Genomic DNA, 26,345 nt, shown 5'->3' on the forward strand with positions numbered 1-26,345 from the left:
CAAGAATTTAATCCTGCTGAGCCTAATATGGTTTGGGCTAGCGATTTTACTTATATAAAAGTAAATGGTGTTTGGTTTTATTTGTGTATAATTATGGATTTATTTTTCTAGAAAAATTATATCGTGGAATATTTCTAATAAATCTGATTCTAACCTTATTATGAGTACATTTAACAACGCTTATAATAAAAGAAATTCTCCTACTGGTTTTATGTTTCACACTGACCGTGGTACTCAGTATACAGCAGTTCCCTTTAGAAAGCTCCTGGATAAATTTAATGTAGTTCAATCTTTTTCTAAAAAAGGATATCCTTTCGATAATGCTTGTTGTGAGTCGTTCTTTAAATATCTGAAGAAAGAGGAGTGCAATAGAAAAAATTATCACTCAATTAGAGAATTAAAACTTTCTTTATTCGAGTATATTGAGGTATTTTACAATCTTAAAAGATCACACTATTCGTTAGGACTTATGGCATCTAACGAGAAAGAATTAGTATTTTATGAACATTAAAAATTTATTTTATACTGAGCCTCTGTTGATACGGTTCTTAATGTGGGAAAAGTGGCACTGCCACATTTTTCTCACAGGATACCACATCTGCTACTCAGTATAAAATAAATTTCATTTAAGTTTTTTAACTAATTTTCGTATTTTCATGTCTATTTACTTGACTATAGTCCATTTTAATTCTTCTATTTCTGAAATGTCTTTTTCTCTCTTTGGAACTATCATTGGTTCGAATGTAGAATTTCTATCTTGTAGAACAGCTATTTCTAGATCTCCATAATTACTTTGAACTCTTTTTGCTTTGTATCCATTCCTATAGTTTTCTTTATCTCCATGCCCATACTTTTCATACCCTAAGTGATTATTAATTTCTGCTTGTAGTAGCTCTTCTATCGTACTACTCAGTAAACCCTTTAAGGCATTTTGTATATCAGCTATACTTTCTACTCCGTATTCTGATACTAACTGTTTTATTAATTCTATTTTTTGGATCTCTTTTTATTCTTCTTGTCATTTTTTTACCCTACCTAGTTAATTTTAGTTTAACATAGGAAGGAGGGAACAGATTTTTTTTCACAGGCTCCAGTTTATTAGATATCTAAAAAGCTTTTATAAAGCGCATTTAGATATCAATAAACCATTGTGTCTATGAGTTCTCATGTACACTTTGTTAAAATTTGAATTTTTTGGGTCAGTCTCAGGAAGAGACGATATAGAAATTAAAATTTGTATTGATATTAAAATGGTTAAATTACAGAGATTCTGACTTTTTGAAATTCAGGAGGCAAAACAATTCCTATATTATCTCTTATTTGCCCCCAATGATTTCTAAATATGATATAATTAATTGAAAAAAGTATTTGTGGAAGGATGTAGTGATGTGGAAAATCATTCATATTATATGGAGTTGGCATTAGAAGAAGCGCGGAGAGCTTACGCTAAAGGAGAAGTCCCAATAGGAGCTGTGCTAGTTGTTGATGATAAGGTTATTGCGAAGGCTCATAATACTCGTGAAGAAAATCAACAGGCGTTGAATCATGCAGAGATGTTAGTTATTAAAGAAGGTTGCGAGAAGCAAGGTTTTTGGAGACTTGATAATAGTTTTTTGTATACTACTGTAGAGCCTTGTGTTATGTGCAGTGGCGCCATTGTTCAAGCTAGAGTTGAAAATGTTATTTATGGTGCGAGTGACCCTAAATATGGTTGTTGTGGTAGTTGTATTGATTTGGTAGGTGAGAATAAATTTAATCATCAGGCTAAGGTTATCTCTGGGGTGCTTGAAGAAGAGTGCTCTATGCTGATGAAGAATTTTTTTAAAGAGTTAAGAGAGCGAAAAAAGAAATAACGTTTTAATATATTAGGGTTAATACAAAGATCTTAAATTTTTTAAAAGTTTATATAAAACTCATAGATGCAAGGTTTTATTGATATATTAATTTGCTTAATAATAGCTTTTTGGATAACTAATAAACCACTGTGGAAAGTGGCTCGACGAAATCAAGATTTATGAGTTACTCCCGTATAAAATAATAAAAAATATTAATATATAAATATAATGACGATAAAAATATTCTGAAGAAATCTGTCGTCATTTTTTGTTTTAAAATAGCGGAATGAAATCGGTAATTAGTTAATAAAAATAAAGTTTTGAAGAAAACTGAAAAAAATGAAATTTTCTAATATTTTAGCTGTTTTAGCTATCAATATTGAAGGAAATTTGATACAATAAACTTAGAAAGTATAGAGGTGTTTTAATGAAAATAGAGAATGTAATAAAGAAGTTTAATCAAGAAAAAATATACCTTTGTCCAAAATGTTTATCAGAATCTTGTATAGAGAATATTAGTTTGGTTTGTAGTAATAATCATCGTTATGATTTTTCTAAAAAAGGATATATTCATTTAATAAATAATTATAAACCTACAAAATATAGTGAAGAGCTGTTTAGAGCTCGTAGTGAAGTTTTTGGTAATGATTTTTATGCGAATATTTTAAAAAATATCCAAAGTTTAGTTGAAAAATATGCTAAAGGTATTGTACTGGATATTGGATGTGGAGAGGGTTATTACATCAAGAAGTTAAAGACGATATTTCCCGAGAAATATTTTTATGGTCTAGACAATAGTAAGGATGCGATAGAACTAGCTGTTAAAGAGGATAAATTGAATCCATATATGGTTGCTAACCTAGCTAATCTTCCGTTCAAAGATGGCAGTGTTTCGTGTATCTTGAATATATTAACACCGGCGAATTATGAAGAGTTTTTCAGAGTGCTTGGAGATGAAGGGTATTTGATTAAGGTTATTCCGAATGCTAATTATCTAAGGGAGATTAGAGAGTTGGTTGGTGGTAAGGAATATACGAATAGTGATACTGTAAGTCTAATCGAGGAGAATTGTATTATCGTGGAGAGGATAACGGTAAGTGATACATTTGAATTAACACAGATGCAGGCAGCAAGTTTTCTAAAGATGACACCTTTGACATTTTCTAAAGTAATCACAGACGCTGATATAGATAAACTAAAAGAAATTACGATAGATTTGGAGCTTTTAGTTTGTAAAAGGTAATATAAGTTTGATAAAGGGGAAAATTATGAAGGAGGAGATATTATGAACGCAAGTAAATACGATCATGTAGTAGAGGTAAAAAAACATGCTAAGGTACCTTGGTATAAAAGATGTCTTGACTTTTCTTTAGAAGAGGATATGGACTTTATGCAAGGGATGTATGACAGACAGAAAAACTTTTATCTATGTGAGAAGGGGAGTAAGATTTACTTAGTAGACAGTGATAATCATGAAAATGAGATTACGTGGATAGATCTTACGAATTTTATAGAAGTAGAAGTTGATGATTCTGTGTATAGAAAATATAGGTATTTAAAATAAATTGACAATTGAATAAGAGGCGTTAGAAGTAGTTTGTAAGTGTAGTACAGAAAAAAAGAGGAGAAATATTATGTACGTGGCATACGATAGTAAAGATGAAGTTTTTAATGCATTGGATAAGGATATAGAAAAGGATAAGGAGTATCATTGTCCGATATGTGGGGGAAAAGTAATTTTCAAAAAGGGAGTGAAGATTCAATCGCATTTTGCTCATGCTAAAAATTGCTCTTGTGAGTTTGAAACTTATAAGAAGGAGAGTAGTGAGCATCTAGAAGCGAAGAAAGATCTTTACGAACATTTTAAAAAAAAATATCGTAATGTGGAAGTCGAACATATTTTTAAAACAGGGGAAAATAATGATATTCAAATAGCGGATGTGTTTATTAAAGATAATAGCATAGCTTTTGAGTATCAAAGATCAGTTATTCCTTTTGATCTTATTAAAGCTAGAACAAGAGGATATATGAAAGCTGGATTGAAGTTAATCTGGTTAATTGATACAAACAAATTTATAAAAGAATTAAAAAGTTATGATGGTATAAGTTATATTAGATATTCGCCATTTGTGGATAATTTTTTGAATTATTATCAAGGGAAAGTGTTCTTTTATGGGTGGGATAATACAAATAAAAAATTTGAATTCTATCAAATCTGGGCGCATAATCTAAAAAAACGTAACGCTGTTTGTATAAAAACTTCATTAAGTATTGATGAGTTTGATGTGCCGCTTGATTTGAAATTACTCGATAAAGATTTAACGTCGAAGTTATATCCATCAGATGTTGAAAATTATGTCTACGAACAAATTAAATTCGATAAAACTGTAAAAAATAAAGTTTTAAGCATGTTTTATAATCAGCATATAGAGTTGAATAATATTCCTGAAGTAATTGGTGTTAACATGTTAGAACAGGTACTTATTAGAACGCCGCTTGTCTATTGGCAAGGATTAATGTATAGATTCTATAAAGAAGGTAAAAGTTATTCTGAGCTTATAAGAATAATGAGTAATATTATAGAATTTAAAGATAGTATTTATATTAACAATGTTCAACAAGGGGAAATTTTCTTAAAAGTATTCAAAGCGTATTATGCTTTATTAGTAGAAAATGATAAGTAAGAGGACAAAATTATGGGGGAGTACATTGAGAGTTTTACAGATGAACAAAAAAGGGTGTTGCTTTCTTTAATAACTATAGAGAAAGTTACAACTTTAAAGATGCATAGGGTGTTTAAAGATTTAAATGGCATAGAGAAGATTTTGGATTTATCTATACCGGAGTTATCTGTGTATTTTGGAGATAATGCTGAGGAAATCTATACCAAACTTCATAATAATATGGACTTTGATTTCGAGAGTTATTTTGAATTTTATAATGTGAACTATATGTTTTGTGATGATGTTCATTATCCTAAGGAACTTTTTAGGGTTTATGATTATCCGTATGTTATCTTTTATAGAGGTAATAAAGATCTGCTACTGTTTAGGAGAAAGATTTCTATAGTAGGTAGTAGAAATAATACCTCGTATTCGAAAGAAGCTCTCGATAGTATAGTGCCGTATTTAGTGATGAATAATTTTGTGATAGTAAGTGGTCTTGCGATTGGGGTTGATAGCCTTGCTCATGAGGGGGCTTTAAAAAGTAAAGGATACACTATAGGTGTAATAGCTCATGGGCACAATATTATTTATCCAGAACAAAGTTATAAGCTCTATAAGGAGTTAGAACGAAACCATCTTATTATATCTGAGTATTTTCCTACTTCGCCTATAAGGAAATATAAGTTTTTAGAACGAAATAGGCTTGTTGCTGGGTTGTCATGTGCTCTTTTAGTGACGGAAGCGGCAAAGAGAAGTGGAACGCAAAGGACGGTGGATTTCGCTTTAGATGTAGGTTCTGATGTATTCTGCCTACCGGGAAAATTTGGCGATAAGATGAGTTATGCAATGAACGAGTACATTAAAGAGGGGGCGATACTTGTAAATAAATTAGAGGATTTTGGTAATGAATTAGGATTCTAGTGTAGATATTTGAAAGGATGATTATAATGACAGATATCTTATTTATTAATCCACTAGGTTGGGATAGATATATTTGGGCGAGAGTCTTAGAAAATATGCCAGACCAAACTTTTGATTTTATTGAATTTACCGAAGAGAGTTTTAAATCTATATCAAAAAAAGAAATTGAGCAGGTACTTTTAAATAAAATGACAAGAGTAAGAAGAGGAGGTTATATTATAACTGCTTCTTATGGTACGGTCGTTTTACTTAATGGTTTAGAGATTTTTAGTGAATACCTTGATGGTGTTAATTTAATTATCATTGAGGGCTTAGAACCTATACCTCCTGAATCGGTGTTAAAAACATATTTTGAACCAGAGATAAAGTTCACTAGTAAAGAAGAATATCTATCAAAGACACTTAGTGTAGAAGAGATGAAAGACGAGTTTTTGGTGGAGTTAATCCTAAGAAAACTCAGAAAAGAAGGTAGTGAATATATGGTGAGGCCGAACTCGCAAACAGAGTATGATTATTTATCTTTGTATGCGGGGGTAGATAATTTAGAACTATTAAAAAGAAGTAGGAATGTATTTAATAAACTTACGGTTTTTTCTTACTTTAAGTTAATAGGGATGAATTATACACAAATAGAGGAGTCAGATCATCTTCTTATGGTAACTAAACCAAAGATGATCTTGGATATATTATTAGGGAAATAGAAAATTATGATAAATTTTATAATGGAAAATTCGATAATGTGTAAGAGGAGCACATTATTGTTGCGATATAAAATAATTATATAAAACAAGTAGTTAATTGAAATATTATTAACTACTTGTTATTATATCTATATATAATATTTAATAAGGAGGAAATAAGATATTGAGAAAAATATTAGTTTATATGCTGGGATTGCTAAGTATTAGCGGTATTATTTTTTCATGTATTTATTTTTTAACAGCATCTGATAAAGAAGGAGGAATATTAAAGAAAGATAGTGACTCAAGTATAAAAACTGCACGAGTAGTAGCTAATGGAGATATTCTTATTCACGATGCTTTGTATTATACTGCTAAAAAGGGAGATGGAAGTTATGATTTTAATCCGTTTTTTGAATATGTTAAACCGTGGATAGAAGGAGCTGACCTGGCGATAGGTGATTTCGAAGGTACTATTAGTGATCGTTCTCCGTTAGGAGGGTATCCGTTATTTAATGCTCCTGTGCAAATTGCAGACACTATGAAAGATGTAGGGTATGATGTTGTCGATTTAGCTCATAATCATATACTAGATACAGGTTTATATGGATTGAAATATACGGATAAGGTCTTTAAAGAAAGAGGTTTAGAAACTGTTGGAGTTCATGCAGATAAAAATCGTTCAGAAGATAAAATTCTTATAAAAGAAGTTAATGGAATCAAAATAGCAATACTAGCCTATGCGTATGGTTATAATGGAATGGATGCAAATCTTACAATGCAGGAAAGAAACAATCATTTATCGGATCTTGATGAGGAGAAGATGAAAGAAGAGATAGAGAGAGCTGAGAAGGAAGCCGATATTACAGTAGTAATGCCTCAAATGGGGATAGAGTATAAGATGGAACCTACAGAAGAACAGAAAGTCCTTTATCACAAAATGATTGAATGGGGTGCTGATGTAGTATTTGGAGGACATCCTCATGTTATAGAACCTGCTGAGACTGTGGAAAAAGATGGAGATAAGAAATTTATTATATATTCTATGGGTAATTTTGTTTCTAATCAACGTATGGAAAGAATGGAGAATAAGTGGCCTGAGAGAGGTTTACTGATGGATGTTACATTTGAAAAAACAAACGATAAAACAACTGTTAAAACTGTAAAAGCTCATCCAACACTAGTTTATTCTAAACTTAACGGTAGAGATATAAATGGAATTCCATTATATGACTATAAAATTATGGTGTTAGAGGATTTTATCGAAGGTGGAAAATATCGAGATAAACTAGATGGGGATATGAAAGATAAAGTGGATACTTCATATAAAGAAATAATGGAACTTGTTGATTTAAAATGGTAATTAATAGTAATTTGAATGTATAATAAAAGTCTAAAGTTTTAATGAGCTCTTTTATTTGATAATAATTCTCAAGTGTAGTAAAATAATCAAGTTAATTACGTATAGAAGGAGAAGATAAGTGAGAAACTTTTTTAATGCACTATTAGGTAAGAAAAATCCAGAGTTTTTTGAAGTGATAAAAGGAAGAAAATCAGTTAAGTATTTTGATACTGATGTTAAAATTAAACGTGAAGAAATTATAGAGATGTTAGATGAGGCAAATATTGCTCCTTCATCTTGTAACCTGCAACCTTGGAGATATATTGTTGTAGATACTCCGGAAGGGAAAGAGAAGTTAGGTAGTGCTAACTACAATAAAATTCAAAATGATACTTCTGCTGCGATGATTATTGTACTAGGGGATTTAAACTACTATAATAAGTTTGATGAAATATATGGTGAGGCTGTAGAAAAAGGTTATATGACTCAAGAAGTTAAAGATGGTTTTGAAAAAGGTATGGTTCCTCAATTAGAAAAAATCCCGGTTGATAAAAATAGAGAAGGTATTTACTTTGATTGTGGATTATGGACGATGCAATTTACTAATATAGCTTACGCTAAAGGATATGACACTAACATTATTGGTGGATTTATGAGAGATAAAGTTGCCGAACTATTTGAGTTAGAGGAAAACTTAGTGCCTGTGATGTTAATTGCACTAGGTAAGAAAGAGAAAGATGGAAGACCATCTGTGAGAGTTGAAGCTGAAAAATTAGTAAGATTTGAATAATATAATAGTACTTTTGCTATAATATCGAAAAATATAAAAAGGAGCAACTAGGGGAATTGAAGTTTCAGTTTCAAAGTTGCTCTTTATTTCGTCCAAATAATTTTGAATTTTAGTAAATACATTATAAAATAGTAAATATATGTTTAAATAGAAAAAAGGAGAAATAAAGTGGAAAAATTAGAGGCGGTAATATTTGATTTTGATGGAACGATAGTGGATACAGAAAAAGTTTACTATGAAAACATGCGCGACTTAACGGAAGAAGTATTAGGTCAAAAATTAGATAAGATGGACTATATAAAAAATGTTTCGGGAACGAATGAAGAAACAAGTAAGAGATACTATAATGAAAGATATGGAATGTCTAGTGACGATTACGATAAGTTTGAAGCGGAGATTACTAAGCGTATTCTAGATAATTATCATAATGCACCTGTATTACCAGGTATTGCGGAACTTATGGAATATCTGTATAATAAAGGAATTAAGATGGCAGTCGCATCAAATGGGAAGAGAGTGCATATAGAAACTGGGCTACAAAGAAAAGGTTTTGAGAAATATATTTCTGTTATTGCAACAAAAGAGGAAGTAAGTAATCCAAAACCTGCTCCAGATATCTATTTGTTAGCTGCTGAGAAGTTAGGTGCGGATATAAGTAATTCTATAGCTATAGAGGATTCACGCCCAGGTGCCTTAGGAGCAGTAGCATCGGGAGCAACATTAATCTTACAAACAAATGATATTACAAAATATATGGACTTCTCAGGAGTGGATTATAAATATAAAGATGTAGATTTAGTTGAAACAGTTAAAGAAATTGTCGAGAATAAATAGTGTACAAAAATTATTCAGAAGAGTATAATAAACTTATTAAGAGAAATCTTAAAATCAAATATACAAAGGGAGACTGTTATGTATACGTCTAATTTAAAAATTAAAGAAGGTTTTACTTCATACGCAACGACACCACTTGGTGGAGAATATAAAATGTTTATAGAAGAAAGTAAAGATGGTCCAATGGATCTATTTGCTACAGCATACAATGGATGTGTTAGTATGTGTGCAAAAGGATATTTCTTCAGAGCATACGAATTAGTAGACTTAGTTATTGAAACTGAATTAGTTGTTGACTATGATAATAGAAAAATTGTAGTTAACGTTCATGTGGATAGAACAGAGGAACAACTAGCGACAGGGGATAGACAAGGAGTTTTAGATAATATTAAACTTCGTTGTAAAGTATCTCATTTACTATCTTCTGATTTAGAAATTCAATACAATATTTTACCGTTAAAATAAAATAAATAAACGAAAAACTTAGTGTCAAAAAACTCTAAGTTTTTTTATTTTTGGTGAAGAAAATAAAAAATTTCTTCTATATAATTATAGATTATTTTAGTAAGAGAAAAATGAATAAAAAATAGAAAACATATTCATAAATTTTTTTAAAATTTTTTCGTCAAAACTCTTGCATTATATGCTTTAACCATGTATAATAATAAATGTTGGTCTTGCAAAAGACTTGCGTTGAAGCGAAAGGTTACTGACACGCCCGGCCGCTTTGCCATGGCATGGCGTGCTGGAGAACTTTCGTGGAGAAGTCGCTACTAGATAGCGGCGAATAAATGTATAGGAGGAGAAATGATGGCAAAACAAAAAATTCGTATTCGTCTTAAAGGATATGATCACAGATTAGTAGATCAAAGTGCAGAGAAAATTGTTGAAACTGCAAAACGTTCTGGAGCAAAAGTTTCTGGACCAATTCCATTACCAACGGAAAAAGCAGTATACACAATCTTACGTTCAGTTCACATTTACAAAGATAGCCGTGAACAATTCGAACAACGTACACACAAACGCCTAATCGATATTATTGAACCAACACAAAAAACAGTTGACGCTTTAATCAGCTTAAACTTACCATCAGGTGTTGACATCGAATTAAAATTATAATTATAGGAGGTGACTTTCGATGACCAAAGGTATCTTAGGAAGAAAAGTAGGTATGACTCAAATCTTCGCTGAAAATGGAGAATTAATCCCAGTAACAGTAGTTGAAGCGAAAGGTAACGTCGTATTACAAAAGAAAACAGAAGAAGTTGAAGGATACAACGCAATCCAATTAGGATTCGACGATAAACGTCCTTACGATAAAGAACGTAAAGACCGTTTAGTAAAAGTTGCGAACAAACCTGAACAAGGTCACGCAGATAAAGCTAACACTGCTCCAAAACGTTTCGTACGCGAAATCAGAGATGCAGAAGTTGCTAATTATGAAGTAGGTCAAGAAGTCCAAGTTGATATTTTTGCAGCAGGGGACTTAGTTGACGTAACAGGAGTAAGTAAAGGTAAAGGATTCCAAGGGGCAATCAAGCGTCATGGACAAAGCCGCGGACCAATGGCTCACGGTTCTCGTTACCACCGTCGTCCTGGGTCAATGGGACCTGTAGCACCTAACCGTGTATTCAAAGGTAAAGCATTACCAGGTCAAATGGGTGGAGTTACAGTTACTACTCAAAACTTAGAAATCGTAAGCGTAGATGTAGAAAATGGATTAATCCTAGTTAAAGGATGTATTCCAGGATCTAAGAAAAGCTTCGTAAAAATCCAATCAGCAGTTAAATCTGGTAAATAATCGGAAAATATACGGAAGGAGGAAATTAGATAATGCCACAATTAGATTTATTTAAACAAGACGGTACTAAAGTTGGTGCAGTTGAAGCTAATGAAGCAGTATTCGGAATCGAACCAAATCAACACGTTTTATTCCAAGCTGTAACTTTACAAAGAGCATCACTTCGTCAAGGTACACACAAAACAAAAGGACGTTCTGAAGTTTCAGGTGGTGGTCGCAAACCATGGCGTCAAAAAGGAACAGGTCGTGCTCGTCAAGGATCTATCCGTTCACCACAATGGCGTGGAGGTGGAATTGTATTCGGACCTACACCACGTAGCTACAGCTTTAAAATGCCTCGTAAAATGCGTCGTTTAGCATTACGTTCTGCTTTATCTTCTAAAGTAGCAGCTAACGAAGTATTTGCATTAGAAAGTTTATCATTTGATACAATTAAAACTAAAAACTTTAAAGAAATGTTATCAAACCTTAGCCTAGAGAAAAAAGTATTATTCGTAGTTACTGAACTAGAAGAAAATACTGTTTTATCAGGAAGAAATATTCCAGGAGTTGAATTCGTAGAAACAACTGGTCTTAACGTATTAGACATCTTAGGAAGCAACAAAGTTGTATTCACTAAAGATGCAGTAGAAAAAGTTGGGGAGGTATTAGCATAATGGAAGCACGCGATATTATCAAACGCCCAGTACTAACTGAAAAAAGTTATTTATTAATGCAAGAAAATAAATACACTTTCCTAGTAGACACACGCGCTCACAAAACTCAAATTAAACAAGCTATCGAAGAAATCTTCGGAGTTAAAGTTGAGAAAGTAAACGTAATGAACTACAAACCAAAATTCCGTCGTGTTGGAAGATACGGTGGATACACTAACAAACGTAGAAAAGCAATCGTTAAGTTAGCAGAAGGACAAACAATCGAAGGATTATTCGCTTAAGAATAACAAATACCATTAAGGAGGAAAAATGACAAATGGCAATTAAAGTATATAAAGCTATAACTAACGGTCGTCGTAACATGACATCATTAGATTTCGCGGAAATTACAACTAACAAACCAGAAAAGTCATTATTAGCGCCGCTACCGAAAAAAGCGGGAAGAAATAACCAAGGTAAAATTACAGTTCGTCACCACGGTGGAGGACACAAAAAACAATACCGTATTATTGACTTCAAGAGAAATAAAGACAACGTACCAGCAAAAGTTGCTACAATCGAGTACGATCCAAACCGTTCAGCGAACATCGCTCTATTACACTACGTAGATGGAGAAAAAAGATACATCATCGCTCCTAAAGAACTTAAAGTAGGACAAATCTTAGTATCTGGTGAAACTGCTGATATTAAAGTTGGTAATGCATTACCACTAGCAAACATCCCTGTAGGGACATTAATTCACAACATCGAACTTAAACCTGGTAAAGGTGGACAATTAGTACGTTCTGCTGGAGCAAGTGCTCAAGTACTTGGTAAAGAAGGTAAATACGTATTAGTACGTCTTAAATCAGGAGAAGTAAGAATGATCTTAGCAACTTGCCGTGCTACAATCGGTGAAGTTGGTAACGAACAACACGGACTAGTAAATATCGGTAAAGCCGGTAGAACTCGTTGGTTAGGTAAAAGACCAACTGTACGTGGATCTGTTATGAACCCGAACGATCACCCACACGGTGGTGGTGAAGGACGTACTTCAATCGGACGTAAATCACCAATGTCACCATGGGGTAAACCTACTCTTGGTAAGAAAACTCGTTCTAAAAAAGCTCGTTCAAACAAATTTATCGTACGTGCTAGAACTAAATAATAAAATTAAACAAAGGTCAGTTGGTGAGGAGCAAGTGCTCTTTACCAAAACCTTAAGTATGCAAAGTATCGGAAAGGAGATAACACAATGGCTCGTAGTTTAAAAAAAGGACCATTCGCTGATCACCACTTATTAGCAAAAGTTGAAAAAATGAACGAACAAGAAAAGAAACAAGTAATTAAAACTTGGTCTCGTCGTTCAACAATCTTCCCAACATTCATAGGACTTACTTTTGCAGTATATGACGGAAGAAAACATGTACCTGTATATGTGACTGAAGATATGGTAGGACACAAATTAGGTGAATTTGCACCAACAAGAACTTACAAAGGTCACGTAGCAGACGACAGAAAAACAAGAAGATAATTTAGAAATTAGTAAAATCAAGGAGGCACATTCATGGAGTCAAAAGCAATGGCTAAGACAGTCCGCATTGCTCCTCGTAAAGTAAGACTAGTATTAGACTTAGTACGTGGAAAAAAAGTGGGCGAAGCATTAGGAATTTTAGAATTCACAACTAAATCAGCTTCTTTACCAGTAGCTAAAGTAATTAAATCAGCTGCTGCTAACGCTGAACACAACTATGGAATGAATGTAGAAGACTTAGTAGTATCACAAGCATTTGCAAATGAAGGACCAACTCTTAAAAGATTCCGTCCAAGAGCAAAAGGTGCTGCAAGTTCAATCAACAAAAGAACAAGTCACATCACTATCGTTTTAAGTGATAACAAATAATAAAAATTAAGAAATTATAAAAGCTAAACTAGTTAAAGGAGGCTACAAACTGTGGGTCAAAAAGTACATCCAATAGGCTTACGTGTTGGAGTTATTCGTGATTGGGATTCAAAATGGTATGCGGAAAAAGATTTCGCTGCTAACTTACACGAAGATTTCAAAATCCGTGAGTTCATCAGTAAACAATTAAAAGACGCTTCAGTTTCTAAAGTAGAAATTGAAAGATTTGATAAGAAAGTAAACATTTCAGTACACACTGGTAAACCAGGTATGGTTATCGGTAAAGGTGGTTCTGAAATCGATAAATTAAGATTAGAATTAAACAAATTAACTGGAAAAAGAGTACACATTAATGTAGTTGAAATCAAAAAAGTTGATATCGACGCTAAATTAGTAGCTGAAAACATTGCTCGTCAATTAGAAGCTCGTGTATCATTCCGTCGTGCTCAAAAACAAGCTATCCAAAGAGCTATGAGAGCAGGAGCTAAAGGAATTAAAACTCAAGTATCAGGACGTCTTGGTGGAGCAGATATCGCTCGTGCAGAACACTACTCAGAAGGTTCAGTGCCACTACACACATTAAGAGCAGACATCGACTACGCTCACGAAGAAGCAGATACTACATATGGTAAACTTGGAGTTAAAGTTTGGATTAACCGTGGTGAAGTATTACCAACTAGAAAATCTGAAAAAGGAGGTAACTAATTTATGTTAATGCCTAAACGTGTTAAATATCGTCGTCAACACAGACAATCAACAAAAGGTAAATCTAAAGGCGGAAACGTAGTAGATTTCGGTGAATTTGGATTACAAGCTACTACTGCAGCAAGAGTTACTTCTCGTCAAATAGAAGCTGCTCGTATAGCGATGACTCGTTATATGAAACGTGGTGGTAAAGTTTGGATTAAAATCTTCCCTCACATGCCTTACACTAAAAAACCATTAGAAGTACGTATGGGATCTGGTAAAGGTGCAGTAGAAGGATGGGTTGCAATCGTTAAACCAGGTAGAGTGATGTTCGAAGTTGCTGGAGTAAGTGAAGAAGTTGCACGTGAAGCTCTAAGACTTGCATCTCACAAGTTACCTGTTAAATGTAAATTTGTAAAACGTGAAGAAACAGGTGGTGAAGCATAATGAAAACAAATGAATTCAAATCAATGATTAGAGAATTAACTTCACAAGAGTTAGAAACAAAAATCAAAGAATTAAAAGAAGAGCTTTTCAACTTACGCTTCCAATTGGCAACTGGTCAATTAGAAAATACAGCTCGTATTAGTCAAGTTAGAAAATCAATCGCTCGTATGAAAACTGTTATTCGCGAAAGAGAATTAGCGAATAAATAATATAGGAGGCAAACATGACTGAGAGAAATGATAGAAAAGTTTACGTTGGAAAAGTAGTTTCTGATAAAATGGACAAAACAATCACAGTTTTAGTAGAAACTTACAAAAAACACCCTCTATACGGTAAACGTGTAAAATATTCTAAAAAATTCAAAGCACATGATGAAAACAATGTTGCTAAATTAAATGATATCGTTAAAATAATGGAAACTCGTCCATTATCTGCAACTAAAAACTTCCGTTTAGTAGAAGTAGTAGAAGAAGCAGTTATAATCTAATAAAACTAGGATAAACCCTAAGAAGGAGGCAAAAAGCGCATGATTCAACAAGAAACACGCTTAAAAGTGGCTGATAACTCAGGAGCAAAAGAAGTTTTAACAATCAAAGTTCTAGGTGGTTCAGGACGTAAAGTTGCTAACATTGGTGACGTAATTGTATGTTCTGTTAAAAAAGCAACACCAGGTGGAGTTGTTAAAAAAGGTGAAGTAGTTAAAGCCGTAATCGTTCGTACAAAAACAGGAGCTCGTCGTAACGACGGTTCATATATTAAATTTGATGAAAATGCTTGTGTAATTATCCGTGATGATAAGAGCCCACGTGGTACACGTATTTTCGGACCAGTTGCTCGTGAATTAAGAGACGGTAACTACATGAAAATCGTATCACTAGCTCCAGAAGTATTATAATATAAAAAGTACAGTAAAGAAGGAGGTTAACAAGAAATGTTCATTAAAAAAGGTGATAAAGTTGTAGTAATTACTGGTAAAGACAAAGGTAAAGTTGGTACAGTAATCGAAGCTCAACCTAAAAAAGATCGTGTTGTTGTAGAAGGTGTTAACATCATTAAAAAACACGTTAAGAATTCTCAAGATGCACCTCAAGGTGGAATCGTTGAAAAAGAAGCAGCAATTCACGTATCAAACGTAATGTTACAAGATCCTGAAACTGGTAAAGCGACAAGAGTACGTTTCGAAACAAAAGATGGTAAGAAAGTACGTATCGCAGTAAAATCAGGAAAAGAAATATAATAATAGTTGAAGAAAGGAGGCACTATTTTAGATGGCTCGTTTAGAAGATAAATTTAAATCTGAGATAACAAAAGAATTAATGACAAAATTTGAGTACAGCAGTGTAATGCAAGTACCAAAAATTGAAAAAATCGTAATTAACATGGGTGTAGGTGATGCAGTGCAAAACTCTAAAGCCCTAGACAACGCAGTAGCAGAATTAGCTTTAATTTCTGGTCAAAAACCATTAGTAACAAGAGCTAAAAAATCAATCGCTACTTACAGACTTCGTGAAGGTATGCCTATCGGGGCTAAAGTTACTTTACGTGGAGAAAGAATGTATGAATTCTTCGACAAATTAGTAACTGTAGCACTTCCACGTGTACGTGACTTCCACGGTGTTTCTAAAAAAGCATTCGATGGTCGTGGTAACTACACACTAGGTGTTAAAGAACAATTAATTTTCCCTGAAATTGATTACGATAAAGTAAGTAAAGTACGTGGTATGGACATCGTTATAGTAACAACAGCTAACACAGATGAAGAAGCTCGTGAGTTATTAACACAATGTGGAATGCCATTCGCAAAATAAGAAAGGTGAGGTAAAAGACACATGGCTAAAAAAGCAATGGTAGAGCGTGAATTAAAACGCCAAAAATTAGTTGACAAGTATGCAGCTAAAAGAGCGGAATTAAAAGCTAAAGGTGATTACATCGGACTTAGCAAACTTCCAAAAAACTCAGCTCCAGCTCGTTTACACAATCGTTGTAGCATAACTGGACGTCCTCACGGATACATTGGAAAATTTGGAATCAGCCGTATTAAATTCCGTGAATTAGCTTACAAAGGACAAATTCCTGGAGTTAAAAAAGCAAGTTGGTAATATATTAGTAGAAGAAAGGAGGATTTATCCTAATGACAATGACAGATCCTATCGCAGATATGCTAACACGTATTCGTAACGCTAACATGGTTAAACACGAAACATTAGAATTACCTGCGTCAAATATTAAAAAGCAAATTGCAGAAATCTTAAAACAAGAAGGTTTCATTAAAGATGTAGAATACATCGAAGATAACAAACAAGGAAAACTTAAACTTACTCTTAAATACTCAAAAGGTGAAAGAGTAATTAAAGGTATTAAAAGAATTTCAAAACCTGGTTTACGTGTATACGCTAAAGCAGATGAACTGCCAAGAGTATTAAACGGACTAGGAATAGCAATCGTATCAACTTCAACTGGAGTTGTAACTGATAAAGTTGCTCGTAAAAATAACACAGGTGGAGAAGTATTAGCTTACATCTGGTAATATTATAAGGAGGTGCCAATTAAATGTCACGTATAGGTAATAAAGTTATTACAGTACCTGCAGGGGTTGAAGTTAACATCGTTGATAACTTCGCAACAGTTAAAGGACCTAAAGGTGAATTAAAACAACAATTTGATAAAGACATGACTTTCAACATTGAAGGAAGTGAAATCACAGTAGTACGTCCATCTGACTCTAAACGTCACCGTACAGTACACGGAACAACTCGTGCTATCTTAGCAAACATGGTTGAAGGTGTATCTGCTGGATTCAAAAAAGAACTTGAATTAATCGGGGTTGGATACCGTGCTCAAATGCAAGGTAAAAAATTAGTACTAAGTGTTGGATACTCTCACCCAGTTGAATTCGAAGAAATCGAAGGAATTACATTAGGTGTTGAAGGAAACACTAAAGTTAGTATCGAAGGTATTAACAAAGAAGTAGTAGGACAATACGCAGCTAAAGTTCGTGCAGTACGTCCTCCAGAACCTTATAAAGGTAAAGGTATTCGCTACGTTGGTGAATATGTTCGCCGTAAAGAAGGAAAAACTGGTAAATAATAGATAACAGAAAGGAGTGTTTCAAATATGATTACGAAACTTGATAAAAATAAAGTTCGTAAAAAAAGACACGCAAGAGTACGTGTTAAAGTTCAAGGAACTACAGAAGTTCCACGTTTAAACGTATACCGTTCAAACACAAACATTTACGCACAAATTATTGATGACACTAAAGGTGTTACATTAGCACAAGCTTCTTCATTAAAACTTGAGAACGTTTCTAAATCAAGTGTAGAAGCAGCTAAAGAAGTTGGAAAATTAATCGCAGAAGTAGCTAAAACTAAAGGAATTGAAAAAGTTGTTTTCGACCGTGGAGGATACCTATATCACGGACGTGTTAAAGCATTAGCTGAAGCAGCACGTGAAAACGGACTTGTATTCTAATAAGGAGGGAAATAAGTAGATGCGTCAAGAAGAAATCAAAAAAGAATTTGAAGAACGCGTAGTTGCCATTCGCCGTGTAGCTAAAGTTGTTAAAGGTGGACGTCGTTTCCGTTTCTCTGCTTTAGTAGTAGTTGGTGACAAAAATGGTCGCGTAGGATTTGGTACAGGTAAAGCTCAAGAAGTACCAGATGCAATCAGAAAAGCAGTTGAAGCTGCTAAACATAACTTAATTACTGTACCAGTAGTTAATGGAACAATACCTCACGAAATCATCGGACAATTTGGAGCAGGTTCAGTATTAATCAAACCAGCTGCACCTGGTACAGGGGTTATCGCTGGTGGACCAGTTCGTGCCGTATTAGAATTATCAGGTATTTCAAATATCTTATCAAAATCTCTAGGTTCAAACACACCTGTAAACATGGTTCGTGCTACAATCGAAGGATTAACAAGATTACAAACAGTAGAACACGTAGCAGCTTTACGTGGTAAATCTGTGGAAGAATTATTAGGATAAGAGGAGGGAAAAGAACATGACATTAAAAGTAACCCTAACTCGTAGTACTATTGGTCGTCCAAAGAATCAAAGAAAAGTTGTTGAAGCTCTTGGTCTTAAAAAAATGCACCAAACAGTTGAACACAAAGATAACGCTGCGATTCGCGGAATGATCAACAAAGTTTCACACTTAGTAACAGTAGAAGAAAAATAAGAATTATTAATACAAGGAGGTGCTAGTCTAAATGAAATTACATGAATTACAACCAGTTGAAGGTTCTCGTAAAGAGCGTAACAGAGTAGGTCGTGGGATTGGATCAGGAAATGGTAAAACTTCAGGACGTGGTCAAAAAGGACAAAAAGCACGTAGTGGTGGTGGAGTTCGCCCAGGATTTGAAGGTGGACAAAACCCATTATTCAGACGTATTCCAAAACGTGGATTTAACAATGTAAACAGAAAAGAATTTGCAGTTGTAAATCTTGACGACTTAAATAAATTTGAAGATGGTACTGTAGTATCACCTGCTCTATTATTAGAAACTAAAGTTATTAAAAAAGAACTTTCAGGTGTTAAAGTATTAGCTAACGGTAAATTAGAGAAAAAATTAACTGTACAAGCTCACAAATTCTCATCTTCAGCAAAAGAAGCTATCGAAGCAGCTGGAGGAGTTTGCGAGGTGCTATAATATATGTTTAGTGCATCACTAAATTTATTTAAAGTTAAAGAAACTCGTAATAAAATTTTATTTACCTTATTTGGTATATTCCTATTCCGTATCGGTTCTTACTTACCGATACCTGGAGTAGATGCAGATGTTCTTAAAAGTCAAGATGCATCTGGACTATTTGGAATATTTAATACATTTGCAGGAGGGGCTTTACAACAGTTTTCTGTATTTGCTATGGGTATTATGCCATACATTACAGCATCTATCGTAATTCAACTTATGCAAATGGATGTTATTCCTACATTAACTGAGTGGTCAAAACAAGGTGAAGTAGGTCAAAAGAAAACACAAAAATTAACAAGAGTCTTAGCAATTGTCTTAGCATTTATCCAATCGCTTATTATGTCTTATGGATTTAATAACGCGTATCAAGGATTAATTAAAGATACATCTGTTATAGGATTCATTACAGTAGCTTTAGTATTAACAGCTGGTACAGCGTTATTATTATGGCTAGGGGATCAGATATCTCAATATGGTGTTGGTAATGGTGTTTCTATCATTATCTTAGCGGGTATTATCGCTCGTTTACCAATGGAATTCATTCAAGTTTATGAATCTCAAATTAAAGATGCTGAAAACCTTACATTAGCAATTTTAAAAATTGTTATTGTAGCAATCATTGTTATAGGAATTGTTGCTGCTGTTGTTTACATGCAAGAAGCAATTCGTAAAATTCCTATTCAATACTCTCAAGCGAGAGCAGGTCGTAGAATGTTAGGAGCAAGATCAACTTTCTTGCCTCTTAAAGTGAACAGTGCCGGGGTTATCCCAGTAATCTTCGCTATCGCATTCTTACAATTACCTAGAACTATTGCGATATTCGCACCTAATAACGAAAAGTTACAAAGAATTGTATCATATTTCGATTTCAGTCATGTTCTAGGATTAACATTATACGTAGTATTAATTATTGCGTTCTGTTACTTCTATGTAATGGTTCAAGTTAACCCAGAAAAAATGGCTGATAATTTAAGAAAACAAGGAAGTTTTGTTCCAGGGGTTAGACCAGGTAAAAAAACTGAACAATACATTACAGGTATTTTATACAGACTAACGTTTGTAGGTTCAATATTCCTAGCAGCTGTTTCGGTTCTTCCAACAATATTCACAAGCATTGCTAAATTACCAGCATCTGTTCAAATTGGTGGTACAAGTTTAATAATTGTTGTCAGTGTAGCGCTAGAGACAGTTAAACAACTTAATACTCAATTAACAGAGAAGAACTATAGAAGTTTTATTACAGGACGAAAAGGCGGTAAATAGATTATGATGAATATTATTTTAATGGGATTACCAGGAGCGGGTAAAGGTACTCAAGCAGAGCAAATTAAAGCGAATTATCCAATTCCGCATATTTCTACTGGAGATATGTTCAGAGCTGCTATTAAAAATGAGACTCCGCTTGGAAAAGAAGCAAAAAGTTATATTGATAAAGGACAACTTGTTCCTGACAGTGTAACTATAGGATTAGTTGAAGAAAGATTGAATCAAGAAGATGCAAAAGAAGGCTTTTTACTTGACGGTTTTCCAAGAACAGTAGAACAAGCTGAAGCCCTTGATCAAATTTTAGCAAAAACTAATAGAAAAATCGATAAAGTACTAAATATCGATGTAGATCCAGCTATCCTGTTACCTCGTTTAACAGGTAGAAGAATCTGTAAACAATGTGGAAACACTTATCATTTGATTTTCAACCCTACAAAAGTTGAAGGTGTTTGTGATAATGATGGTGGTGAATTATACCAAAGAAGTGATGACAACGAAGAAACAGTTGGTAATCGCTTAGAAGTTAACATCAAACAAACAAAACCTCTTTTAGACTTCTACAGTCAAAAAGAAGGTGTAGTTGAAAATGTTAATGGTGACCAAGACATCAAAGTAGTTTTCCAAGACGTACAAAATATATTAGACAAACTGAAATAGTCAGGGAGGAAAAGTATGGCAAAAGATGTCATTGAAGTAGAAGGTTTAGTAGTAGAAAACTTGCCGAATGCAATGTTTAAAGTAGAATTAGAAAATGGTCATATTATTTTAGCTCATGTTTCTGGAAAAATCAGAATGAATTATATAAGAATTTTACCAGGTGATAAAGTTACAGTAGAAATGAGTCCGTATGACCTGACAAAAGGTAGAATAACTTATAGATTCAAGTAAGTTATAAACTCAAGGAGGAAATAACGATGAAAGTAAGACCATCAGTAAAAAAAATCTGTGACAAATGTAAAGTAATTCGTCGTGGTGGTAAAGTATTAGTGATTTGCGAAAACGCAAAACATAAACAAAAACAAGGATAATTAATTAGGAGGTGCAAACTTAATGGCACGTATAGCAGGAGTAGATATTCCACGTGAAAAACGCGTTGTTATATCTCTAACTTATGTATATGGTATAGGTTTAAAAACTTCTCAAAAAATCTTAAAAGAAGCTGGAGTTTCTGAAGATGTGAGAGTTAAAGACTTATCAGAAGATCAATTAGATAAAATTCGTGAAATCGTAGATAACTACAAAACAGAAGGTGACTTACGTCGTGAAGTTTCATTAAACATTAAACGTCTAATGGAAATCGGATGTTACAGAGGAATTCGTCACCGTCGTGGACTTCCAGTAAGAGGGCAAAACACTAAGAACAACTCTCGTACTCGTAAAGGTCCTAAGAAAACAGTTGCGAACAAGAAAAAATAATTAGGATAGGAGGAGAAACACAACTATGGCTCGTAAACAACAATCACGTAAACGTCGTGTGAAAAAAAATATACAAAATGGTGTTGCACACATTCGTTCTACATTCAACAACTCAATCGTAACAATTACAGATGAACATGGTAATGCAGTATCATGGTCAAGTGCAGGAGCACTAGGATTCAAAGGTTCTAGAAAATCTACTCCATTCGCAGCACAAATGGCAAGTGAAGCAGCAGCTAAACAAGCTATGGAACACGGAATGAAATATGTAGATGTAACAGTTAAAGGTCCAGGTGCAGGACGTGAAGCAGCTATTCGTGCATTACAATCTGCTGGATTAGAAGTTACATCAATCAAAGACGTAACTCCAGTTCCTCACAATGGATGTCGCCCACCTAAACGTCGTCGTGTATAATAATAACATAGACAAAATTTAGGAGGTTTAACATAATGTTAGCAATAGAAAAACCAAAAATTCAAATCATTGAAGAATCATCGGATAAAAGATTTGGTCGCTTTGTAGTTGAACCACTTGAACGTGGTTATGGAACTACATTAGGTAATTCATTGAGAAGAATGTTAATCTCATCATTACCAGGAGCAGCAGCAAGAAGCATCGATATTGAAGGAGTTCAACACGAATTCCAAGCAATTAAAGGTGTTGTAGAAGATGTTACTGAAATCATTATGAACGTTAAAAACATCGCGTTTGTAGTTCATTCTGAAGAAGAAAAACAAGTTTCAATCAGTGTTAAAGGTCCTGCAGTTGTTACAGCAGCAGACATCGCTATCGATTCTGATATCGAAGTAGTAAATACTGATCAACACATTGCAACAGTATCTGAAGGTGGACAATTTGAAATGATTATTTACGTTGGAAAAGGACGTGGATTTGTACCAGCTGATGGAAACAAAAAACGTGACTTACCAATCGGAGTTATTCCAATCGATTCAATTTACACACCAGTATCAAAAGTTAACTATACTGTAGAAAAAACTAGGGTAGGTCAAAGTACTGACTTTGATAAACTTATCTTAGACGTTACTACAAATGGTTCAATTACAGCTAACGACGCTTTAGCATTAGCATCAAAAATTCTAATTTCACACTTAGAATTATTTATGGAAATGTCTGAAGAAGCAAAAGCTGCTGAAATATTGGTAGCTAAAGAAGAAGATAACAAAGTTCAAATGTTAGAAATGACAATTGAAGAATTAGACTTATCAGTACGTAGTTACAACTGCTTAAAACGTGCAGGAATTAACACAGTACAAGAATTAGCTAACAAAACAGAACAAGAAATGATTAAAGTAAGAAACTTAGGTCGTAAATCTCTAGAAGAAGTTAAAATTAAACTTCAAGAGTTAGAACTAGGATTCAAAGAAGAATAATACTAACAAGGAGGCACACTAATGGGTTACAGAAAATTAGGACGTACATCAGCTCACCGTAAAGCGATGTTAAGAAACTTAGTAACTGCTCTACTAGTACACGGTAGAATTGAAACAACTGTTACAAGAGCGAAAGAAGTTCGTTCATTAGCAGAAAAAATGATTACATTAGGTAAAAAAGGTGATCTAGCAGCAAGACGTAATGCAGCTAAATTTATCCAACCTGTTGCAGTAGCAACTGAAGAAGGTAAGAGTCAATTAGCTCTTAAAAAATTATTTGAAGAAGTAGCACCTAAATATGCTGACCGTAACGGTGGATACACTCGTATTCTACGTGTTGGACCACGTAAAGGTGATGGTGCAGAAACAGCTATTATAGAATTAGTTTAATAAAAATTTTTCATACAACAATAACATACTACATACACACACAACTAAACAACACATACAACAAGAATTTAAACTAATTTTTTTGGCAAAAGAGTGCTTGAAATGCGTAGGAAAAGGCTACGTCGTCTAGCTCTAATGTATCCTAGCATATCGCTAGGATACCCTTTTGTCCCTTTAAAAATTAAATCTAATTATACTTTAAAAGATTACCAGGCAAGGTAGTCTTTTTTTGCGTTGTACCTTTCGTTTTAGCAATTCTTCGAATTGCATAAAACGTTAGGTACAAAGTACGCAAGGACGTACCAAGAAGCAAAGCGACAGCTGTAGCTGATTGGAGTACGTCTACTGCGAAGTTGCCAATTGTAATATAGTAAATTATAATGAGATTTCTAGTGCCAAAGGCACGTCGAAATCATTACGTGCAAAATACGCAAAAGGAACTAAATTTCTAAGGAACGGAGAGACGAAAGAAATTTTTAGTTCCAACTGCGAAGTGACAATGGAATTATAAGAAACCTTATAGGAGTATCATTACGTGCAAAATATGCAAAAGTAACTAAATAAAACGTAGCAAAATTAGTTTTAGGTTAAATTCCAGTTTTTTATTTGAACTGGAATTTACTTTGAGAATTAACAATTTATCATTATTCTACATCTAATTCTGTTTTTATTTGACAGTTATTTTATTTTTTGATACACTTGAGTTGGGAGAACAAAGAAGTCTTTTAGATATATGTATATTTTTTATTTTTTCAGTTATATTAGGAGAACTTCAAAATGAAATTAATTATTAAGAAAATATTGGCAGTCACTTGTCTTTTGGGTATGTTTTTGTCTACTGTATATCCAGTTGCTGAAGCAAGATATTTTGGATATTTTAGTGATTTTTGGGTATATAGATATGGTAATCAAAAAACAGGATATGTTCAAAAAACTGTGTGGAATGGTTGGTATGTCATTAATCTTGGTGCATCTGCTCGTGGAACTACAGTAATTCATCAATTAATAGATACTTATGGTAATGGAAAGAGTGAATGGAATTATACAGAAACAGGAACTCAGAATAACTATTATACTTTTGATTGTAATTCAGGTGGTAAATATGCTTTGCAAATGCATTTAGCAAATAAAGATAGTGATAATTTGTATGGAAATTGGTCACCAGATCATTATTAATTATTATAAATATAACTTTTAAAATACATATATTGTAATTCTTGTTCTCCTTCTATTCTTTTAAAAGGGGGATCTTTTTGTTATGTTTAAAATTCCGAAAAAATATTATTTACTTTTTATTTTACTTTTTTTTGTTTTGTATTTTGCACTTATTGATGTTAAAGTTTGGTATGATTTCTTCACGTATGATATTAATGCACAAGATCTTACTATTGATGGACGACTGGCACGTAATAAATATGTACTTTCTTATTATGATGTTCGTATCTTATTTGGTGAGTTATATAGTTATGAACTAATAGTACTTCCTATGACCTTACTTCCTAGTTTATATTATTATAATAAATTCCGTAGAAAAATAATTAAATATATAATTGGGAAAAGTGATAAAATAAAAAAATATCTATTTATATTAAAATTAAAAGTTTCAACAATACCGTTGATTATTTTTAATGTAATATTCTTTTATTACGTATTAATTAGCTATTTATTAAGAGGATTAAAAACACGTCCGGGTGCTAACTTTGAGTTTCTTTTTGCTAAAGATAGTGTTTTAAATTACTTTAATAATTCTACATTTTGGTTTTTATTTTTGTATTGGATAAGTCACATACTGGTTATTTTCTTAACTAGTTTAATTTTAACTGAGATACTTGATTATAATTATAATTACATAAGAGTTTTTATATTTTTCTATTTGATTTTATATATAGGAAATAGATTTATAATTACATATATAGGACAATACTATCAACTTGATATTTCTATTTCTTGGTGTATTAATTCACAAGCTTATTTTTATGAAATAATTAGAACTTATATTTATCTTATTTTTATTTATTTTATATTTAAACTATTTAAAAGAAAAGAGTTTTAAGTATGAAAAAATTATTATCAAAATTTCAGATGAATGTTATACTGGTAATTTTACTTTTTATATTGGAAATAAAAAAATATCATGATTTATCTTACGATATACTTATAAAAAATTATATTAATAATGTATATATTTTGGAACACCAACTTAACATTACACAACTAATTTTTTTGATTAGCCTATATACGTTAATGTTGTGGAATTTTATTAATGTCTTTTCTGTTAGTTTAAATAATTTTAAAGTAATAATAAAATTTCATAGTAGAAACATAATTCAATATTATTTTAAAGTGATACTATATTTATTTAAGAATCTTTTATTTTCTTACTTTGGGTATATATTTATTTTTAATATAATATATATTTATAAATTTAAAGAAATATGTCTTAGAAGTTTGTTAGTAGGTAATTTAGAAATAGTTAAAATATACTTTTTATTTTTTATGATATTATTGATTAATACAGTATTTAATTTTAATAAGGTTATTGTAATGGGTTTTTGTTATTTAACAATAGTTATTTACATTGTATTTTTAAATAATATTTCATTTGTTTATTATTATTTAATTATGATATTAGTGATATTTTT

General features: G+C 32.7%; 43 protein-coding genes. 42 read left to right on the forward strand and 1 reads right to left on the reverse strand.

Annotated elements, in window-relative coordinates; translation table 11 throughout:
* Nucleotides 1-115: 115 nt before the first annotated feature.
* Nucleotides 116-511: a DDE-type integrase/transposase/recombinase gene (locus tag HMPREF3186_RS08450; RefSeq protein ID WP_269446638.1), complete on the forward strand. Its 396-nt coding sequence runs from the start codon at nucleotides 116-118 to the stop codon at nucleotides 509-511.
* A gap of 153 nt (nucleotides 512-664) precedes the next feature.
* Here the strand turns inward: HMPREF3186_RS08450 and HMPREF3186_RS09670 are convergent, their stop codons facing one another.
* Entirely contained in the window at nucleotides 665-1,000 is a 336-nt protein-coding gene (locus tag HMPREF3186_RS09670; RefSeq protein WP_084812691.1) for a transposase, read from the reverse strand.
* A gap of 388 nt (nucleotides 1,001-1,388) precedes the next feature.
* Between HMPREF3186_RS09670 and tadA the strand changes: the two genes are divergently transcribed.
* The 41 genes from tadA (at nucleotide 1,389) to HMPREF3186_RS08655 (ending at nucleotide 25,756) form a co-directional block, all read left to right on the forward strand.
* The gene (tadA, locus tag HMPREF3186_RS08455) at nucleotides 1,389-1,853 is read left to right on the forward strand and encodes a tRNA adenosine(34) deaminase TadA (protein ID WP_060914784.1); all 465 of its coding nucleotides are present in this window, start codon (nucleotides 1,389-1,391) and stop codon (nucleotides 1,851-1,853) included.
* Between the two features lie 409 nt (nucleotides 1,854-2,262).
* Nucleotides 2,263-3,078: a methyltransferase domain-containing protein gene (locus HMPREF3186_RS08460; protein ID WP_060914785.1), complete on the forward strand. Its 816-nt coding sequence runs from the start codon at nucleotides 2,263-2,265 to the stop codon at nucleotides 3,076-3,078.
* 42 nt (nucleotides 3,079-3,120) lie between these two features.
* A complete protein-coding gene (locus HMPREF3186_RS08465; protein WP_060914786.1) occupies nucleotides 3,121-3,399 on the forward strand; it encodes a hypothetical protein in 279 nt (92 codons plus the stop codon).
* Between the two features lie 70 nt (nucleotides 3,400-3,469).
* Nucleotides 3,470-4,519, forward strand: coding sequence for a competence protein CoiA (locus HMPREF3186_RS08470; protein ID WP_060914787.1), 1,050 nt, complete (start codon nucleotides 3,470-3,472; stop codon nucleotides 4,517-4,519).
* 12 nt (nucleotides 4,520-4,531) lie between these two features.
* The gene (gene dprA / locus HMPREF3186_RS08475) at nucleotides 4,532-5,422 is read left to right on the forward strand and encodes a DNA-processing protein DprA (protein ID WP_060914788.1); all 891 of its coding nucleotides are present in this window, start codon (nucleotides 4,532-4,534) and stop codon (nucleotides 5,420-5,422) included.
* Between the two features lie 26 nt (nucleotides 5,423-5,448).
* A complete protein-coding gene (locus HMPREF3186_RS08480) occupies nucleotides 5,449-6,123 on the forward strand; it encodes a hypothetical protein (RefSeq protein WP_060914789.1) in 675 nt (224 codons plus the stop codon).
* A 163-nt stretch (nucleotides 6,124-6,286) separates the two neighbouring features.
* A complete protein-coding gene (locus HMPREF3186_RS08485) occupies nucleotides 6,287-7,465 on the forward strand; it encodes a CapA family protein (RefSeq protein ID WP_060914790.1) in 1,179 nt (392 codons plus the stop codon).
* A gap of 118 nt (nucleotides 7,466-7,583) precedes the next feature.
* Nucleotides 7,584-8,234: a nitroreductase family protein gene (locus HMPREF3186_RS08490; protein WP_060914791.1), complete on the forward strand. Its 651-nt coding sequence runs from the start codon at nucleotides 7,584-7,586 to the stop codon at nucleotides 8,232-8,234.
* A gap of 168 nt (nucleotides 8,235-8,402) precedes the next feature.
* Nucleotides 8,403-9,068, forward strand: a complete 666-nt coding sequence (locus HMPREF3186_RS08495) for an HAD family hydrolase (protein WP_060914792.1) — start codon at nucleotides 8,403-8,405, stop codon at nucleotides 9,066-9,068.
* 78 nt (nucleotides 9,069-9,146) lie between these two features.
* On the forward strand, nucleotides 9,147-9,533 hold the full coding sequence (locus tag HMPREF3186_RS08500; RefSeq protein WP_060914793.1) for an OsmC family protein: 387 nt from the start codon (nucleotides 9,147-9,149) through the stop codon (nucleotides 9,531-9,533).
* A 345-nt stretch (nucleotides 9,534-9,878) separates the two neighbouring features.
* Entirely contained in the window at nucleotides 9,879-10,187 is a 309-nt protein-coding gene (gene rpsJ / locus HMPREF3186_RS08505; protein WP_003147624.1) for a 30S ribosomal protein S10, read from the forward strand.
* A 19-nt stretch (nucleotides 10,188-10,206) separates the two neighbouring features.
* Complete coding sequence (gene rplC / locus HMPREF3186_RS08510; protein ID WP_003144195.1) at nucleotides 10,207-10,869, forward strand: 50S ribosomal protein L3; 663 nt, start codon at nucleotides 10,207-10,209, stop codon at nucleotides 10,867-10,869.
* Between the two features lie 32 nt (nucleotides 10,870-10,901).
* The gene (gene rplD, locus HMPREF3186_RS08515) at nucleotides 10,902-11,525 is read left to right on the forward strand and encodes a 50S ribosomal protein L4 (protein ID WP_048802796.1); all 624 of its coding nucleotides are present in this window, start codon (nucleotides 10,902-10,904) and stop codon (nucleotides 11,523-11,525) included.
* Nucleotides 11,525-11,806, forward strand: a complete 282-nt coding sequence (gene rplW, locus HMPREF3186_RS08520; RefSeq protein ID WP_003144216.1) for a 50S ribosomal protein L23 — start codon at nucleotides 11,525-11,527, stop codon at nucleotides 11,804-11,806. The genes rplD and rplW overlap by 1 nt, the downstream gene beginning before the upstream one ends.
* 35 nt (nucleotides 11,807-11,841) lie before the next feature.
* Nucleotides 11,842-12,672: a 50S ribosomal protein L2 gene (rplB, locus tag HMPREF3186_RS08525; protein WP_003144367.1), complete on the forward strand. Its 831-nt coding sequence runs from the start codon at nucleotides 11,842-11,844 to the stop codon at nucleotides 12,670-12,672.
* Nucleotides 12,673-12,759: 87 nt separating this feature from the next.
* Complete coding sequence (gene rpsS, locus HMPREF3186_RS08530; protein WP_003144310.1) at nucleotides 12,760-13,038, forward strand: 30S ribosomal protein S19; 279 nt, start codon at nucleotides 12,760-12,762, stop codon at nucleotides 13,036-13,038.
* A 33-nt stretch (nucleotides 13,039-13,071) separates the two neighbouring features.
* A complete protein-coding gene (rplV, locus tag HMPREF3186_RS08535; protein WP_060914794.1) occupies nucleotides 13,072-13,407 on the forward strand; it encodes a 50S ribosomal protein L22 in 336 nt (111 codons plus the stop codon).
* A 51-nt stretch (nucleotides 13,408-13,458) separates the two neighbouring features.
* Nucleotides 13,459-14,112, forward strand: a complete 654-nt coding sequence (gene rpsC, locus HMPREF3186_RS08540) for a 30S ribosomal protein S3 (RefSeq protein ID WP_003144348.1) — start codon at nucleotides 13,459-13,461, stop codon at nucleotides 14,110-14,112.
* A gap of 3 nt (nucleotides 14,113-14,115) precedes the next feature.
* The gene (rplP, locus tag HMPREF3186_RS08545) at nucleotides 14,116-14,541 is read left to right on the forward strand and encodes a 50S ribosomal protein L16 (RefSeq protein ID WP_003144099.1); all 426 of its coding nucleotides are present in this window, start codon (nucleotides 14,116-14,118) and stop codon (nucleotides 14,539-14,541) included.
* A complete protein-coding gene (gene rpmC, locus HMPREF3186_RS08550; RefSeq protein WP_003144404.1) occupies nucleotides 14,541-14,750 on the forward strand; it encodes a 50S ribosomal protein L29 in 210 nt (69 codons plus the stop codon). Before rplP ends, rpmC begins: the two co-directional genes overlap by 1 nt.
* A gap of 14 nt (nucleotides 14,751-14,764) precedes the next feature.
* Nucleotides 14,765-15,028, forward strand: coding sequence for a 30S ribosomal protein S17 (rpsQ, locus tag HMPREF3186_RS08555; RefSeq protein WP_003144356.1), 264 nt, complete (start codon nucleotides 14,765-14,767; stop codon nucleotides 15,026-15,028).
* 39 nt (nucleotides 15,029-15,067) lie between these two features.
* Nucleotides 15,068-15,436, forward strand: a complete 369-nt coding sequence (gene rplN, locus HMPREF3186_RS08560) for a 50S ribosomal protein L14 (protein ID WP_003144098.1) — start codon at nucleotides 15,068-15,070, stop codon at nucleotides 15,434-15,436.
* A 36-nt stretch (nucleotides 15,437-15,472) separates the two neighbouring features.
* A complete protein-coding gene (rplX, locus tag HMPREF3186_RS08565; RefSeq protein ID WP_003144415.1) occupies nucleotides 15,473-15,778 on the forward strand; it encodes a 50S ribosomal protein L24 in 306 nt (101 codons plus the stop codon).
* 31 nt (nucleotides 15,779-15,809) lie between these two features.
* Nucleotides 15,810-16,349, forward strand: coding sequence for a 50S ribosomal protein L5 (gene rplE / locus HMPREF3186_RS08570; RefSeq protein WP_003144426.1), 540 nt, complete (start codon nucleotides 15,810-15,812; stop codon nucleotides 16,347-16,349).
* A 21-nt stretch (nucleotides 16,350-16,370) separates the two neighbouring features.
* On the forward strand, nucleotides 16,371-16,640 hold the full coding sequence (gene rpsN, locus HMPREF3186_RS08575; protein ID WP_003144337.1) for a 30S ribosomal protein S14: 270 nt from the start codon (nucleotides 16,371-16,373) through the stop codon (nucleotides 16,638-16,640).
* A 32-nt stretch (nucleotides 16,641-16,672) separates the two neighbouring features.
* Nucleotides 16,673-17,068 carry a 30S ribosomal protein S8 gene (gene rpsH / locus HMPREF3186_RS08580; protein WP_060914795.1) on the forward strand — a complete coding sequence of 132 codons (396 nt, stop codon included), beginning with the start codon at nucleotides 16,673-16,675 and terminating at the stop codon, nucleotides 17,066-17,068.
* A gap of 23 nt (nucleotides 17,069-17,091) precedes the next feature.
* Complete coding sequence (gene rplF, locus HMPREF3186_RS08585; RefSeq protein WP_003144256.1) at nucleotides 17,092-17,628, forward strand: 50S ribosomal protein L6; 537 nt, start codon at nucleotides 17,092-17,094, stop codon at nucleotides 17,626-17,628.
* A 27-nt stretch (nucleotides 17,629-17,655) separates the two neighbouring features.
* Complete coding sequence (rplR, locus tag HMPREF3186_RS08590) at nucleotides 17,656-18,012, forward strand: 50S ribosomal protein L18 (protein ID WP_048802798.1); 357 nt, start codon at nucleotides 17,656-17,658, stop codon at nucleotides 18,010-18,012.
* 19 nt (nucleotides 18,013-18,031) lie between these two features.
* Nucleotides 18,032-18,529 carry a 30S ribosomal protein S5 gene (gene rpsE, locus HMPREF3186_RS08595; protein WP_003144191.1) on the forward strand — a complete coding sequence of 166 codons (498 nt, stop codon included), beginning with the start codon at nucleotides 18,032-18,034 and terminating at the stop codon, nucleotides 18,527-18,529.
* 16 nt (nucleotides 18,530-18,545) lie between these two features.
* The gene (gene rpmD, locus HMPREF3186_RS08600; RefSeq protein ID WP_003144406.1) at nucleotides 18,546-18,722 is read left to right on the forward strand and encodes a 50S ribosomal protein L30; all 177 of its coding nucleotides are present in this window, start codon (nucleotides 18,546-18,548) and stop codon (nucleotides 18,720-18,722) included.
* A gap of 31 nt (nucleotides 18,723-18,753) precedes the next feature.
* Nucleotides 18,754-19,194, forward strand: coding sequence for a 50S ribosomal protein L15 (gene rplO / locus HMPREF3186_RS08605; RefSeq protein ID WP_003144255.1), 441 nt, complete (start codon nucleotides 18,754-18,756; stop codon nucleotides 19,192-19,194).
* Nucleotides 19,195-19,197: 3 nt separating this feature from the next.
* The gene (secY, locus tag HMPREF3186_RS08610; RefSeq protein ID WP_060914796.1) at nucleotides 19,198-20,502 is read left to right on the forward strand and encodes a preprotein translocase subunit SecY; all 1,305 of its coding nucleotides are present in this window, start codon (nucleotides 19,198-19,200) and stop codon (nucleotides 20,500-20,502) included.
* A gap of 6 nt (nucleotides 20,503-20,508) precedes the next feature.
* Complete coding sequence (locus tag HMPREF3186_RS08615) at nucleotides 20,509-21,162, forward strand: adenylate kinase (protein ID WP_060914824.1); 654 nt, start codon at nucleotides 20,509-20,511, stop codon at nucleotides 21,160-21,162.
* Nucleotides 21,163-21,177: 15 nt separating this feature from the next.
* Entirely contained in the window at nucleotides 21,178-21,393 is a 216-nt protein-coding gene (gene infA, locus HMPREF3186_RS08620; RefSeq protein ID WP_003144387.1) for a translation initiation factor IF-1, read from the forward strand.
* A 26-nt stretch (nucleotides 21,394-21,419) separates the two neighbouring features.
* Nucleotides 21,420-21,533 (forward strand): 50S ribosomal protein L36, encoded by a 114-nt coding sequence (gene rpmJ, locus HMPREF3186_RS08625; protein WP_003144208.1) that lies wholly within the window; start codon nucleotides 21,420-21,422, stop codon nucleotides 21,531-21,533.
* A 22-nt stretch (nucleotides 21,534-21,555) separates the two neighbouring features.
* Entirely contained in the window at nucleotides 21,556-21,921 is a 366-nt protein-coding gene (rpsM, locus tag HMPREF3186_RS08630; protein ID WP_060914797.1) for a 30S ribosomal protein S13, read from the forward strand.
* Nucleotides 21,922-21,946: 25 nt separating this feature from the next.
* The gene (gene rpsK, locus HMPREF3186_RS08635) at nucleotides 21,947-22,336 is read left to right on the forward strand and encodes a 30S ribosomal protein S11 (RefSeq protein ID WP_003144405.1); all 390 of its coding nucleotides are present in this window, start codon (nucleotides 21,947-21,949) and stop codon (nucleotides 22,334-22,336) included.
* A 35-nt stretch (nucleotides 22,337-22,371) separates the two neighbouring features.
* The gene (locus HMPREF3186_RS08640) at nucleotides 22,372-23,313 is read left to right on the forward strand and encodes a DNA-directed RNA polymerase subunit alpha (RefSeq protein ID WP_003144079.1); all 942 of its coding nucleotides are present in this window, start codon (nucleotides 22,372-22,374) and stop codon (nucleotides 23,311-23,313) included.
* A 21-nt stretch (nucleotides 23,314-23,334) separates the two neighbouring features.
* Nucleotides 23,335-23,703, forward strand: a complete 369-nt coding sequence (gene rplQ / locus HMPREF3186_RS08645; protein WP_003144119.1) for a 50S ribosomal protein L17 — start codon at nucleotides 23,335-23,337, stop codon at nucleotides 23,701-23,703.
* 831 nt (nucleotides 23,704-24,534) lie between these two features.
* Nucleotides 24,535-24,879 (forward strand): hypothetical protein, encoded by a 345-nt coding sequence (locus HMPREF3186_RS08650; protein ID WP_126512709.1) that lies wholly within the window; start codon nucleotides 24,535-24,537, stop codon nucleotides 24,877-24,879.
* An 82-nt stretch (nucleotides 24,880-24,961) separates the two neighbouring features.
* Entirely contained in the window at nucleotides 24,962-25,756 is a 795-nt protein-coding gene (locus tag HMPREF3186_RS08655; RefSeq protein WP_060914798.1) for a hypothetical protein, read from the forward strand.
* The last annotated feature ends 589 nt before the right edge of the window (nucleotides 25,757-26,345 follow it).

Origin of the sequence: Gemella haemolysans (assembly GCF_001553035.1) — a bacterium.
GTDB lineage: Bacteria > Bacillota > Bacilli > Staphylococcales > Gemellaceae > Gemella > Gemella haemolysans_B.

Coding starts and splice junctions, on each gene's coding strand:
- HMPREF3186_RS08460 (WP_060914785.1), top strand. CDS start 2,263: ATGAAAATAGAGAATGTAATAAAGAAGTTTAATCAAGAAAAAATATAC.
- HMPREF3186_RS08465 (WP_060914786.1), top strand. CDS start 3,121: ATGAACGCAAGTAAATACGATCATGTAGTAGAGGTAAAAAAACATGCT.
- HMPREF3186_RS08470 (WP_060914787.1), top strand. CDS start 3,470: ATGTACGTGGCATACGATAGTAAAGATGAAGTTTTTAATGCATTGGAT.
- dprA (WP_060914788.1), top strand. CDS start 4,532: ATGGGGGAGTACATTGAGAGTTTTACAGATGAACAAAAAAGGGTGTTG.
- HMPREF3186_RS08480 (WP_060914789.1), top strand. CDS start 5,449: ATGACAGATATCTTATTTATTAATCCACTAGGTTGGGATAGATATATT.
- HMPREF3186_RS08500 (WP_060914793.1), top strand. CDS start 9,147: ATGTATACGTCTAATTTAAAAATTAAAGAAGGTTTTACTTCATACGCA.
- rpsJ (WP_003147624.1), top strand. CDS start 9,879: ATGGCAAAACAAAAAATTCGTATTCGTCTTAAAGGATATGATCACAGA.
- rplC (WP_003144195.1), top strand. CDS start 10,207: ATGACCAAAGGTATCTTAGGAAGAAAAGTAGGTATGACTCAAATCTTC.
- rplD (WP_048802796.1), top strand. CDS start 10,902: ATGCCACAATTAGATTTATTTAAACAAGACGGTACTAAAGTTGGTGCA.
- rplW (WP_003144216.1), top strand. CDS start 11,525: ATGGAAGCACGCGATATTATCAAACGCCCAGTACTAACTGAAAAAAGT.
- rplB (WP_003144367.1), top strand. CDS start 11,842: ATGGCAATTAAAGTATATAAAGCTATAACTAACGGTCGTCGTAACATG.
- rpsS (WP_003144310.1), top strand. CDS start 12,760: ATGGCTCGTAGTTTAAAAAAAGGACCATTCGCTGATCACCACTTATTA.
- rplV (WP_060914794.1), top strand. CDS start 13,072: ATGGAGTCAAAAGCAATGGCTAAGACAGTCCGCATTGCTCCTCGTAAA.
- rplP (WP_003144099.1), top strand. CDS start 14,116: ATGTTAATGCCTAAACGTGTTAAATATCGTCGTCAACACAGACAATCA.
- rpmC (WP_003144404.1), top strand. CDS start 14,541: ATGAAAACAAATGAATTCAAATCAATGATTAGAGAATTAACTTCACAA.
- rpsQ (WP_003144356.1), top strand. CDS start 14,765: ATGACTGAGAGAAATGATAGAAAAGTTTACGTTGGAAAAGTAGTTTCT.
- rplN (WP_003144098.1), top strand. CDS start 15,068: ATGATTCAACAAGAAACACGCTTAAAAGTGGCTGATAACTCAGGAGCA.
- rplX (WP_003144415.1), top strand. CDS start 15,473: ATGTTCATTAAAAAAGGTGATAAAGTTGTAGTAATTACTGGTAAAGAC.
- rplE (WP_003144426.1), top strand. CDS start 15,810: ATGGCTCGTTTAGAAGATAAATTTAAATCTGAGATAACAAAAGAATTA.
- rpsN (WP_003144337.1), top strand. CDS start 16,371: ATGGCTAAAAAAGCAATGGTAGAGCGTGAATTAAAACGCCAAAAATTA.
- rpsH (WP_060914795.1), top strand. CDS start 16,673: ATGACAATGACAGATCCTATCGCAGATATGCTAACACGTATTCGTAAC.
- rplF (WP_003144256.1), top strand. CDS start 17,092: ATGTCACGTATAGGTAATAAAGTTATTACAGTACCTGCAGGGGTTGAA.
- rplR (WP_048802798.1), top strand. CDS start 17,656: ATGATTACGAAACTTGATAAAAATAAAGTTCGTAAAAAAAGACACGCA.
- rpsE (WP_003144191.1), top strand. CDS start 18,032: ATGCGTCAAGAAGAAATCAAAAAAGAATTTGAAGAACGCGTAGTTGCC.
- rpmD (WP_003144406.1), top strand. CDS start 18,546: ATGACATTAAAAGTAACCCTAACTCGTAGTACTATTGGTCGTCCAAAG.
- rplO (WP_003144255.1), top strand. CDS start 18,754: ATGAAATTACATGAATTACAACCAGTTGAAGGTTCTCGTAAAGAGCGT.
- secY (WP_060914796.1), top strand. CDS start 19,198: ATGTTTAGTGCATCACTAAATTTATTTAAAGTTAAAGAAACTCGTAAT.
- HMPREF3186_RS08615 (WP_060914824.1), top strand. CDS start 20,509: ATGAATATTATTTTAATGGGATTACCAGGAGCGGGTAAAGGTACTCAA.
- infA (WP_003144387.1), top strand. CDS start 21,178: ATGGCAAAAGATGTCATTGAAGTAGAAGGTTTAGTAGTAGAAAACTTG.
- rpmJ (WP_003144208.1), top strand. CDS start 21,420: ATGAAAGTAAGACCATCAGTAAAAAAAATCTGTGACAAATGTAAAGTA.
- rpsM (WP_060914797.1), top strand. CDS start 21,556: ATGGCACGTATAGCAGGAGTAGATATTCCACGTGAAAAACGCGTTGTT.
- rpsK (WP_003144405.1), top strand. CDS start 21,947: ATGGCTCGTAAACAACAATCACGTAAACGTCGTGTGAAAAAAAATATA.
- HMPREF3186_RS08640 (WP_003144079.1), top strand. CDS start 22,372: ATGTTAGCAATAGAAAAACCAAAAATTCAAATCATTGAAGAATCATCG.
- rplQ (WP_003144119.1), top strand. CDS start 23,335: ATGGGTTACAGAAAATTAGGACGTACATCAGCTCACCGTAAAGCGATG.
- HMPREF3186_RS08655 (WP_060914798.1), top strand. CDS start 24,962: ATGTTTAAAATTCCGAAAAAATATTATTTACTTTTTATTTTACTTTTT.